The sequence below is a fragment of the Mesorhizobium ciceri biovar biserrulae genome, assembly GCF_001618845.1.
Lineage (GTDB): Bacteria > Pseudomonadota > Alphaproteobacteria > Rhizobiales > Rhizobiaceae > Mesorhizobium > Mesorhizobium ciceri.
Genome location: NZ_CP015064.1, coordinates 290,044 through 301,532, shown reverse-complemented (window position 1 = coordinate 301,532; position 11,489 = coordinate 290,044). Strand labels below are relative to the sequence as shown.

Annotated in this window: 11 protein-coding genes and 1 pseudogene; 6 read left to right on the top strand and 6 right to left on the bottom strand. The window is 64.1% G+C overall.

The window, feature by feature from the left end; translation table 11 throughout:
- The first annotated feature begins 63 nt into the window (after positions 1-63).
- Genes A4R29_RS01495 through A4R29_RS01470 form a run of 6 tightly spaced genes read left to right on the top strand, consistent with a single transcriptional unit; the run spans position 64 to position 5,299 of the window.
- Positions 64-495, top strand: coding sequence for a PqqD family protein (locus tag A4R29_RS01495; RefSeq protein ID WP_063171022.1), 432 nt, complete (start codon positions 64-66; stop codon positions 493-495).
- A 48-nt stretch (positions 496-543) separates the two neighbouring features.
- Positions 544-1,593, top strand: a complete 1,050-nt coding sequence (locus A4R29_RS01490; RefSeq protein WP_063171021.1) for a hypothetical protein — start codon at positions 544-546, stop codon at positions 1,591-1,593.
- Positions 1,594-1,607: 14 nt separating this feature from the next.
- Complete coding sequence (locus tag A4R29_RS01485; protein WP_082827520.1) at positions 1,608-2,342, top strand: glycosyltransferase family 2 protein; 735 nt, start codon at positions 1,608-1,610, stop codon at positions 2,340-2,342.
- 55 nt (positions 2,343-2,397) lie between these two features.
- A complete protein-coding gene (locus A4R29_RS01480; protein WP_063171019.1) occupies positions 2,398-3,150 on the top strand; it encodes a glycosyltransferase family 2 protein in 753 nt (250 codons plus the stop codon).
- Complete coding sequence (locus A4R29_RS01475; RefSeq protein WP_063171018.1) at positions 3,150-3,827, top strand: glycosyltransferase family 2 protein; 678 nt, start codon at positions 3,150-3,152, stop codon at positions 3,825-3,827. The genes A4R29_RS01480 and A4R29_RS01475 overlap by 1 nt, the downstream gene beginning before the upstream one ends.
- Positions 3,824-5,299: a nucleotidyltransferase family protein gene (locus A4R29_RS01470; RefSeq protein WP_063171017.1), complete on the top strand. Its 1,476-nt coding sequence runs from the start codon at positions 3,824-3,826 to the stop codon at positions 5,297-5,299. Before A4R29_RS01475 ends, A4R29_RS01470 begins: the two co-directional genes overlap by 4 nt.
- A 40-nt stretch (positions 5,300-5,339) precedes the next feature.
- Here the strand turns inward: A4R29_RS01470 and A4R29_RS01465 are convergent, their stop codons facing one another.
- From A4R29_RS01465 to A4R29_RS01440, 6 genes and pseudogenes are all read right to left on the bottom strand, one after another.
- Entirely contained in the window at positions 5,340-6,086 is a 747-nt protein-coding gene (locus A4R29_RS01465; protein WP_013528277.1) for an FAD-binding oxidoreductase, read from the bottom strand.
- Positions 6,083-6,693: pseudogene (locus A4R29_RS01460) on the bottom strand (molybdopterin-dependent oxidoreductase). The gene A4R29_RS01465 and the pseudogene A4R29_RS01460 overlap by 4 nt, the downstream one beginning before the upstream one ends.
- Before the next feature lie 148 nt (positions 6,694-6,841).
- Complete coding sequence (locus A4R29_RS01455) at positions 6,842-8,362, bottom strand: DegQ family serine endoprotease (protein ID WP_063171016.1); 1,521 nt, start codon at positions 8,360-8,362, stop codon at positions 6,842-6,844.
- Positions 8,363-8,606: 244 nt separating this feature from the next.
- The gene (locus A4R29_RS01450; protein WP_063171015.1) at positions 8,607-9,326 is read right to left on the bottom strand and encodes an MBL fold metallo-hydrolase; all 720 of its coding nucleotides are present in this window, start codon (positions 9,324-9,326) and stop codon (positions 8,607-8,609) included.
- 53 nt (positions 9,327-9,379) lie between these two features.
- Complete coding sequence (locus A4R29_RS01445; RefSeq protein WP_063171014.1) at positions 9,380-10,546, bottom strand: diphosphate--fructose-6-phosphate 1-phosphotransferase; 1,167 nt, start codon at positions 10,544-10,546, stop codon at positions 9,380-9,382.
- Positions 10,547-10,646: 100 nt separating this feature from the next.
- Entirely contained in the window at positions 10,647-11,414 is a 768-nt protein-coding gene (locus tag A4R29_RS01440) for a L,D-transpeptidase (RefSeq protein ID WP_024501964.1), read from the bottom strand.
- Positions 11,415-11,489: the final 75 nt, after the last annotated feature.

Here is an 11,489-nt window from a genome sequence, read left to right as displayed (position 1 = left end):
ACGGTGGGGTTGACCGTAGGGCCCGAAGATCATCTCCGCGGCCTGCTTCGGCGGGGAGCAAACATGCGACAATCCGGCGTATATGCCATTGCCAGCAAGGATATCGTCTTTGAATCCTTCGATGGCGAAGCCGTCGTTCTCGACCTGATCACCGGTAAATATTTCGGCTTCTCTGATTCAGGCAGCAGGCTTTGGGATGCACTGTCGTCCGGCGTGCCTGCCTCCGAACTGGTCGGCGCCGCGACCGGAATTGGCGCCCTCGATGCCGCCGCGATTGACGGCTTTGTTTCACAATTGCTCGAATTCGGTTTGCTGGCGGCCGCAACCGATGGCGTGGCAAGACCGGTTCCCAGCGAATTGCTGGCTCAGCTCGCCGCTGCCGGCGAGCCCCTCAAGGTCGACATCCATGACGACCTTGCCGACCTCATTGTCGTCGATCCCATCCACGAGGTCGAGGAGCCTCTCGGCTGGCCCGCGGTGAAGCAGGCCAACTGAGGCGCCCGCCAGGCTCTCGTTGCCGGACAGCTCCGGAACAGGCAGACCATGCCAAACGTCACTCTCGAAAACCTGACTGACTACGCACGTCATGTCCTGGCGCAAGCGCAGAGCAGCGCCGCGCATTATCCACTGACCTGCAAGGTGGGCTTGCCGCATCTGGAGTTGACCGCGCATGTGAGTGCCGGCGCGTTCGCGGATGCCTTCGCTCATGGCTTTGTCACGGCTCCGGACAACCGAGCGCCTGCCGACATCTGCCGCATCTTCGTCGCACATCCCGGCATTGACGGCATCGCGGCACCGGCCAGATGGGGCCAAGGACCCTTCACGCAGCATGGCTTGGCCACCAGGCTGGCGGAAGCCGGATTGCGCGGCAACCATTTCCATGACCTGGATTTCTGGCAGTTCTATGATCCGCAACGTCGCGTTGGCGTGCAATTGATGGCCTCGGCCGATGCCTTTCCACCCTGGGAGCCGGGAGCGCCGCTGCGCCCCTTCCTCCATTGGGAATATGCGGCACGTGGCATGCGGCTGGCCCATGCGGGGACGCTCGGCACCAAGGGCAGGGGCGTACTGCTGGCCGGCGCGGGCGGCGCCGGGAAATCCGGGACCGTCGCCGCCGGCCTCCTCCACGGGCTGGACAGCGTCGGCGACGATTATGTGCTGGTCGACCTCTCCAACGGCGTGACTGCCCGCCCGTTGTTTTCAACACTCAAGCAGGATCCCCAGGGATTCGCGCGACTTGGGCTGAAGCACCGGCTGAAGGCGCACGGTCCGCTCAACTGGCAAGGCAAGCATGCTTTTCACATTGACGACATTGCGCCACGGCCGGTGCCCGAAACCCTGGACATCGTTGCGCTGGTGGTGCCACATATCGGCGGAGGCGGGGCAAGTTCGATCGTGCCGGTGTCGCGCAGGGATGCCATGATTGCCTTGGCGCCGTCCGGCATAGCGCAGATGCCGGGCGAGCGGGGGAGCGGCTTTCGCTTCTTCAGCGACCTGACCCGCCTGCTGCCGTGCTATCGTCTGTCGCTGGGGACGCAGCCACAGGAGATAGCCGGCACGATTGCGGACTTTCTTGTGCGGGGCGCTTCGTGAAACTGAGCGTGATAATGCCCGTCTATAACCGTGAACGCTATGTCGTTTCGGCATTGCGCTCGCTGGTGCGGCAGCGGGACGCCGCCGATCTCGACATCATCGTCATCGACGATGGCTCGACCGACGGCTCTGCTGAGGCCGTACGCTCGATGATGCGCGAAAACCCCTGCATCCGACTGTTCCAGCAATCGAACATGGGCGTGGCCAGGGCGCGCAACGCCGGGCTGCGGCACCTGCCGCCGGATGCGGAGTTCGTGTCATTCCTGGATTCTGACGACATCTCGCTGGCCGGACGGTTCAAGGCCGATCTCGCCCGCTTCGAGGCTACCTCCGGGCTTGAGCTAACCTATTCGCTGATGACGCTGGTCGACCGGATCGACGACGAGAAGCTCGAGCCGGAGGCGAACTGCTGTACCATGACGCTTCGCGGAATTTCGCTGAGCACCGCTCTCTTCAGTCGAACGCTTGTCGATCGCATCGGCCATTTCGACGAGGACTTTGAGCAGTCCGAGGACACGGATTATCTGTTGCGAGTCTTCGAAACCGGTCCGCGCTACGAATTGCCGAACACCGTCGCGATCTACTACCGACGCCACGCCGGAAATGTCACCAAGGAACATAGCGGCAGGGTCCGCAACCACTTGCGTGCAATCCACAAGTCGATGCGGCGGCGCAAGGCCGATCCGTCACGGCGAGAGGTCCAGGGCATCTTCGAATTGAAGAGTCCCGCCGATTGGCGGATGCCATGATGCTCGACACAATCGGCTCGGATCAGCCAAGCCCGCAACGCTGCTGGAGACGCCGATGAGGCTGAGCGTCATCATGCCGGTCTACAATCGCGAACAATTCGTTGGCCTGGCGCTGCGCTCGTTGCTCAGGCAGCGCGAAGACATCGATCTCGACATCATCGTCATCGACGACGGGTCGACCGATGGCTCGGCAGCCGTCATACGGTCGTTGATCGACGAGGCCCCATGCATTCGTCTTTTCCAGCAGATCAATGGCGGGGTCACCAAGGCGCGCAATGCCGGGCTGAAGCAGCTGCTGCCGCAGACGCGTCTGGTGTCGTTTCTCGATTCGGACGACATCTCCCCGATAGGCCGCTTCAAGGCGGATCTCGCCTGCTTCGAAGAGGATCCTGGCCTCGAGCTGACCTATTCGCGCATGACGCTGGTCGACAAGATAAATGGCGAGACACTGGAACCGGCTGCCGACAGCCACTCCATCACCGTGCGAGGGATCCACCTGTCAGCCGGGATCTTCGCGCGAGACCTCATCGAGCGCATCGGTGGTTTCGACGAGGATTTCAAACAGGCCGAGGACACCGACTATCTGTTGCGTATCTTTGAGAGCCAGGCAAAATACGTTATGCCCGATACGGTGGCTCTCTATTACAGGCGTCATCCCGGCAACATGACCAAGGAAGCCGATGTGCCCTTTCGCGAGTTCATGCGCGCCATTCACAAGTCGATGAAGCGTCGCAAGGCCGATCCCAGCTTGCGCCGGGTGGAGGGGATCTTCGACTTCAAGGATCTCGCGCAGTGGCGGTTCCTTTGATGGCAGGCTACGGCGTCGTCATTCCGGCTTTCAACGCGGCCGCCACCATAGGCGCGGCCCTGAACTCCGTTCTGGCCCAGACGGCAAAGGCGGAGGCCATCGTCGTGGTCGACGACGGTTCGACCGATGATACGGCCGCGGTGATCGATGCGATGAACCTGCCGGTGACGGTGCTGCGACAGGACAATACCGGACCCGGCAGCGCAACGACCCGTGGCATTGCGGCACTCTCGACGCCGCTCATCGCGACGCTCGATGCCGACGATTTGTGGTTGGCGGACAAGATCGAAAAGCAGCTGGCCTATCTCGGCCGTCATCCCGGGACAGCGGGCGTCTTTACGCACTGGCGGACGTTTCGCGGCGACAGCCCCGATTTGCCCGATGCGGCCAGTGGAGCGGGCTGGTCGCGCACGACGATGATGATCCGCCAGGAGGTGGTGCAGAGCGTCGGTTCCATCATCGACCCACCAGGCGGTCGCGGCGAGATGATCGACTGGATCGCCCGGGTTCGTGAGGCAGGCTTTGTACTTGCCATGCTCGACGACGTGCTTGCATTGCGCCGCATCCGTCCGGGCAGCCTTTCCTACGGCCGCGATCCGGCACGCGACCGGGGCTATATCCAGGTCGCAAGGCTCGCCATGCAGCGGCGGGCCCAGAACAAGGCGGGCTCCAGTTGAACGCCAGGCCTGTTCGCCGCATCAGCCGCCGCTTCCCGGACTATGGCTGGTCGTGGCCCACCGGCCAGTTGGACCTGTTGCTGAAGGCGGCGCTGCTCTCCGATGAGGACGCAGCCGCTGCCTGCGCCGCGCGCTGGCTCGACGAGAACGACATCGACCTCGTCTCGTTTCGAGAACATCGTCTGCTCGCCGCCATCTCCGACAGGTTCGGCAGAAAACTGGCCGGGCATACCGCGCACCCGCGCCTCGTCGGCCTGCAGAAGATGCTGTGGACGAAGTCGCGCATGGCGATGCGCGAGGCCGAGCCGGCGCTGAAGGCGATGGCCGACGGCGGCGCCGACATCATGCTGATCAAGGGCGCCAGCCGCATTGCCTTGAACGCGTCGGCGCAGCGTGGTCGGGTGGCGCATGACATCGACATACTGGTGCGCCCGCGCGACATGGCTGCCGCCTTCGACATCTTGCGCGACCGCGACTGGCAGATCGCCTCGGGCGTCAGCGCGCAATATCTGCGAACCCGGTTGGCGTCGCTGCGGTCGATGAACTTCTTCAAGGGCCGTTTCGGCGACATCGACCTGCACCAGCTCGGCTATGATGGGTCGCAGACGAGCGCGGAAGACGACCTGGCGATCTGGCAACGGGCGGTCCCGGCACAATTCAGCGGCGTCGCGGTCTTCGTGCCATCGCCGGCCGATCGCATGGCACTGGCCATCGCCCATGGCGGCCTCGACGCCCACACCCACAGCGACTGGCTTGTCGACTGCGCGGTCGCCATCCATGCCGAAGACGTCGATTGGGGGATGTTCCTCGACATCGTCGGAAGACGCGGCCTGGCGGTTCCAGCGGCGGTGGCGTTATCCTATCTGGCGTTCGAGATCGGCATTCCGGTGCCGGAACGGACAATGGCCAGAATCTTCGAGATGGCCGACCGGGCTGGCCTGTCGCGTTGGTCGTCGGTTCTGCAAGCCAAGCCGCGCACGGATTTCGGCGGCCTGGTCTGGCTGTCGCGCGGCCTTGCCAAGCAGTTGCGCCTGAAGCGGAAGAAGGGCCGGTTGCAGCAGGAGCCGCCCGCCAAACCCTGGCGCGGGAGACCGGCCGCGGGCAAGCCGCAAGCCGCATCGGCGCCTCTGGTGTTTTCGCAGGCCATCGCCTGTCCGCAAACGACCGGCGACATGATGCTCGACATCACCGTCAGGATCGGCGTTCCGCCGGTCCGGCGCCGCATCGAAATGGAGATCAATGACGGTGGCGAGCATATCGCTCGCCTGCGTGCCGTGGCTATCAGCCGATCCGGCAGGGAACGCGTGCTGCATTTTCGCGGCAAGGTGACGCTCGACGGCGCGCGAGTTGCCTTGACGCTCGAGGCGCGACCATCGCGACAGTTTCGCGAGTGGAACGACGCGGCCACGGTGGCCGCCTATGGCGCCTTGCCTTTCCAGTTGCTGTCGGCGGGTTTCTTGCCGATCGGCTGAAGGCGAATCCGACGAACCTTTCTCGCAAGGCGGCGTCCGCTCAAACTCCGTAGCGTTCGGTGCGGATGATTTCGGCTGCAACGCCGGCATCGATCAGCGCCTGGGCTGCCGCGGAAACGAAGGCATTGGAGCCGCAGACGAAGGCGAGACCGGGCGGCTCGGGCAGCCGCGCCATGGCTTGCGCCATCATCGCGACGTCCACCCGCCTCGCATAGTCGGCCGGGCGGCGTGCGGCTTCGCGGGTCAGTGTCAGCACCAGCTCGAAGCCGTCCTGACGCTCGTCGAGGGCGATCAGCTCGTCACGAAAGATCACTTCGTCCCAGACCCGGACCGAAAAGACCAGGACGACGGGCACCGCTGAATTCCGTGCGGCGCGGTGGCGGATCATCGACATCAAGGGCACGACGCCCGAACCGCCGCCGACCATCACAAGCGGCCCACTCTCATCCTTCGGCCAGACGAAATGCCCGCCAAGCGGCCCGCGCAGTTCGATTTCGTCGCCAATTGCCGCGACCTCGTGGAAGAAGGGCGAAACCTCGCCATCGTCGAGTTTTTCGATCGCCAGTTCGATTGCGCCATTCGTTTCGGGCGCGGAGGCGATGGAATAGGAGCGGCGCGCCTGATAGCCGTCCGGCGCCGTCAGCCTGACGTCGACATGCTGCCCGGCGCGATAGGCGAAGGGCCGAGACGGCTGAAAAAAGAAGCTGGTGACACGCGGCGTGCGCTTTTCGATGCGGACGATGCCGGCTGTTTGCCAGGGCGACTGCACTGCCGCCGTATCGCTCACGGATCGTCCGTGTAGCGTTGCTCGCGCCATGGGTCGCCATAGATATGGTAGCCGCGCAATTCCCAGAAACCGGGCTCGTCGCGCGTGGTGAATTGCAGCCGTTCAGCCATTTGGCCGACTTCCAGAAATAGAGATGCGGCACCAGCAGCCTTGCCGGGCCGCCATGATCCGGTGTGATCGGCTTGCCTTCGTAGAGCAGCGCGACCATGGCCTTGCCGGCGGTGAGATCCTTGACCGGCACATTGGTGGTGTAACCGTCGAACGCGTGCGCCAGCGTGAAGCCGGTCGGCGGCTCCACACCCGCGTCGGCAAGGATATCGTCGACCAGCACGCCCTGCCACGGCGTGTCGAACTTGGTCCATGCGGTCACGCAATGGATATCGCGCGTCATCTTGGTCAACGGCAGCGCGTTGAACTCGGCCCAATTCCATTTCTTGATCGGGCGTGGCCCATGTTTCAGCGTGAAAGACCAATCCTCGGTGCGCACGCGCGGCGTCGGACCGGCCGACAGCACCGGAAAACCCTGTTCAAGATGTTGGCCGGGCGGGATGCGGGCATCGTCATCGGTTGGCGGGCGCCGTCCTGAAGAAAAACCTCGGGTGACCATCGCGGCAATCTCCCTGCATCGGGCCGACATCAACCTGATGCAATGTTCTCGAAGATGTCGTGGCGGGCAACCAAAATCTTGACGGGCGGAGGCCGGAGGGATCGTCGCCGACGAACCCTGCCGGTCCCGTTCACGTCAACGTCATTTCTCAGCCATTGGCAAAAGGCACCGCGATGTAGATCTGAGCGTCGCCACGCTCGACCAGCAACAGCACCGACTTGCGGCCAGACTTGCCGGCTTGCGCGATTGCCTGGGTTACCTGCCTGGCGTTCTTAACCGGCACCTGATTGACGGCAACGATGATGTCGCCGGCCTGTATTCCGGAAGCGGCGGCAGCTTTGTCGGGATTGACGCTGGCAACCACCGCGCCGTGCTGCTTGCCGGCTAGGTTCATCTGCTGGCGAATGTCGGGCGTTATATCCATCAAGCCGAGCCCTATCGCCGGAGCGCGCCCGGCACTGGGCGTGTCGGACCCGTCATCCAGCGACGCGGTCTTCGCATCGGCGCTGTTCTGGCCGACATCGACGGAAATCCGCATTGGCTTGCCTTTGCGCCAGACATCGACCGTTTCCGTGGCGCCCGGCGCGACATCGGCGACCGCCCGCGACAGGTCCTTGGGGTCCTTTACGTCCTGCCCGGCAAAGCTGGTGATGACGTCACCCGTCTCGATGCCGGACTTGGCCGCCGGCGAGCCGTCATTGACCTCTGAAACCAGCGCGCCGCCGGGATGGTCGAGCCCGATGGCGCTCGCGACATCCGGTGTCACCTCCTGGATCTGAACGCCGAGATAGCCGTACTGGATGGAGCCGCCCTTCATCAGCTTGGCCACCACCTTCTGGGCCTGGTCCGACGGAATGGCAAAGCCGACGCCGACGCTGCCGCCATTGGGCGAATAGATCGCCGTGTTGATGCCGACGACATTGCCCGCGACATCCACCAGCGGGCCGCCGGAATTGCCGTGGTTGATCGGCGCGTCGATCTGGATGAAATCGTCGAACGGCCCGCTATGCAGGTCACGGCCGCGCGCCGAGACGATGCCTGCCGTGACGGTGGTGCCGATGCCGAACGGGTTGCCGAAGGCCAGCACCTGGTCGCCTGGCATAAGCTTGTCGGAATCGCCCCATTTGACGGTCGGCAGGGGTTTGTCCGACTTGATCTTCAGCACGGCGAGATCGTTCTTGGCATCGCGCCCGACAAGCTTGGCCGGAAGTTCGGTGCCGTCGTCGAGCGTCACCTTGATCGAAGAGGCCCCATCGATGACGTGATTGTTGGTGACGATGGTGCCGTCGGAGGCGACGATGAAGCCGGAACCCAGCGCCTCGGCGCGCTGCGGTTGCTGTTGCGGCGGCGTCTTGGGCGTCGGCATGCCCTGGTCACCGAAGAACTGGCGGAAATAGTCGTCGAAAGGCGAGCCGCCGTCGAAAGGAGAGGCATCGCTCATCGTTTCAGGCTGTGCCTTCATGACGGTGGTGACCGTCACCACCGCCGGCTTGTCGGCGGCAACGATGGGTGCGAACGAGCCATTGGGCGCAGTGATGCCGGCAACAGGTGTCTGGGTGGTCGGAACGGTGTTGCCCGCGCTTTGGGCGAAAGACATGACGAAGGGGGATATGATCAGCGCAGCGCCCAGCAAGGCCGCGACGCGATGCCTACGAAGGATATCTGACATGGTCGTTGTCCGGGCGAGAGTTGATCCAGCGCCGTGGCCTCCCATGCGGGAAATCGGTCATCGGCGTGTCGAGGTTGCAATTGCCCGTCTCGCCTACATGGCAGCCAACCGGATCGACGGCCTTGCATCTAGGGCGCAGATTGGCCCGATTTAGGGTTTTCGGGCGACCTTACGAAGATTTAATATCCGCACGGCGGCAGGGTCGCAAAGTCGTCGGGTCGCGCCTTGCTGCCTCGCTGGAGCCTCAGCCACCGGCGGTTCGTCCGAGATAGGCCGTAGCAATCTCGCGCATGCGCTTGCCGTCGAAGCTCGGTCCGTGTCCTCCATGACCGATACGGATCGGCAGGTCGAGCAGGCGCCGCATCGTACTGATATAGGCGGCCCGGTCGGAATCCGGCAGGTCGTCTATCAGCATGGCGTCGTAGATGGCATCGCCGCTGAAGAACAGTCCGTCGGCCTCGTCGAACAGCGCGATCGAATCCAGTGAATGGCCCGGCAAATGCAGCACGCGAAATTGCCGGTCGCCAAGATCGACGACATCGCCCTCGTCCAGGGTTCGCGTCAACGGCGCGGGCGGGATCCTGTAGTCGGCCGACTTCCATCCGGGCGCCGGCAGTTTCGAGACGGCACCCTCGAGGTCGTGGAACATGTAGGCGTAGGTCGCGGCCTCATCCATGGTCTCGAACCGAGCCGCGCTCATTCTTGGCCCGGCCCGCAACGGGAATTCATGCAGCGAGCCGACGTGGTCGAGATGGATGTGGGTGGCAACGACCAGCAACGGCTTGCCCTGCGGCGTCTCGATCTGCGGCGCCAGCGGACAGATGCCCATACCGGTGTCGACGAGCAGGTCGGCATCGCGACCGCGCAGATGCCAGATATTGGCCCGAACATAGGCATGCACGAAGGGCTCGGTCAGCATCGTCGTCTTGCCGTCGACCACGCTCCTGCTGAACCAGTCCGGCATCAAGTGTGAGTCCGGCATACGAAGTGAGCCGGGCATCAGGTGTGAGCCCGGCATCAGACGAAGGGCTTCCCGACCTTGTACTTTTCCGGCACCAGCCGCTTGAGATAGGCCATGCCGGCATCCGACAGCTGATTGACGTCGGGCTTCATGAAATCGTCAGGCATGTGGCGGGTCTTGCCGGCGACGTTCTTGAGCGGCACTTTCTTCAGCACCGTTCTGGTGCCGTCATATTGCAGCGCCACCGAGCCGCCGCCCTGTTCGGCGACGGTGACGGCGAAAGCGCCGGCATCGAAAGCCTCCTGCGCGTCGACCGCGCTGATGGCGCCGATATAGCCGCGCGGCATGTAGCCGAGCGCGTCGACGCGGGCACGTTTGCCCGGCAGGCCTTCCGCCAACGCGCGCTCGAGTGCGGCCGGCAGATCGCTGCCCGACAGCTTGACGTTGCCATGCGCGTCGCGCTCAAGCTTGTCCGGCGGCACCAGGCTTTCGACCAATGCCTTGCCGTCGGCGGTGCTGACGCCTTCCGAAACGGCGACGATGCAGCGCTTGTGGCGATCGAGCGTGGCACGCACGTCGTCGATGAAGCCAGCGGCCGAGAACGGCCGCTCGGGCACGTAGACGAGATGAGGGCCGCTGTCGGGGTCGAGCTGCCAGGCAGCGGCAGCCGCGGTCAGGAAGCCCGCATGCCGGCCCATGACGATGCCGACATAGATGCCGGGCAGCGCGCGAAAATCGAGATCGACGGACAGGAAGGCGCCGGCGACGAACTCGGCCGCCGAAATGAAGCCCGGCGTGTGGTCGTTTTCCTCGAGATCATTGTCGATGGTTTTTGGCGCATGAACAAAGGCAATTGAGCCGCCGGCGGCGTCGGTCAGGATCTGCTGGGTACCCGACGTGTCGTTGCCGCCGATATAGATGAAGGCGTCGGCGCCGGCCTTTTTCAGGCCGTCGAGGATGACATCGCAATAGGCGGCGTCGGGCTTGTCGCGCGTCGAGCCGAGGGCGGCGCTCGGCGTGCCAGCAATCAGCCGCAGGCGGTCTTCCGGAATGGCGGAAAGGTCGACATAATTGCCGTCACGGATGCCGCGCACGCCATGGATCGAGCCCAGCACCTTGGCACCGGGATGCCGCTTGCGGATCTCCAGCGTCGCCCCGACAACCGTCTGGTTGATGACGGCGGTTGGGCCGCCGCCCTGCGCGATGACAAACGTTCCAGCCATGCTTGATTTCTCCCGGCGCGATGGTTTTCAAGGCACCTTGGCCTGTCTTGCCGCATCGCGCAACGGGAGTTTCGAGCGGCGCCAACACGCCCCATAAGCGTCAGACGACGACGACCGGATTTTTCTTGGAGACGCGGCTGTAGAGGTCGATGATGTCCTGGTTGATCAGGCGCACGCAGCCCGACGACATCGCTTGCCCGATACTCCACCATTCGGGCGAGCCGTGGATGCGATAGCCGGTGTCCTTGCCGTCCTGGTAGATGTAGAGGGCACGCGCGCCGAGCGGATTGGTGAGGCCGCCGGGCTGTCCGGCCTGCCATTTCACCAGTTCAGGCTTGCGGGCGATCATCTCCGGCGGCGGCGTCCAGGTCGGCCATTCCCGGCCGTACTGGATATTGGCGCGGCCGGACCAGCGGAAACCGTCCTTGCCGATGCCGACGCCATAACGGATGGCATCGCCACCCGGCTGGACGAGATAGAGCATGCGCTCCTTGAGATGGACGACGATGGTGCCGGGCGCCTCGCCTGTCGTGTCGACGACGATCTGGCGGCGGAATTCCGGCTTGACCTTCAGATATGGCACTTCCGGCACGTTGAAGCCGCCGTCGGTCAGCCCGGCATACATGACCCCGGGGCTGGTGACGTTCTTGTCGACGCTGATGCTTGGCCGGATCGGCCGCACGGAACCCGTGGTGACGTCGTCGAGCTCGAGCGCCGGCAGTCCGCCGCCCGAGGTCGAGCAACCGGCGGCGCTCAGCAGCGCAAGCGCCCCTGCCCCGGACAGGATGGCGCGGCGGGAAAGATGATGATCGGTTTCGATTGCGTCGCCATTTCGCGGCGGCGTCAGACCTTGCGGCAACTCACGCATATACCCAGACCCTACGCTGTCGGCGGGAAGCACGGTCCGGCCGGATAGCAGGCATTTTCCTCATTCATGGTTGAT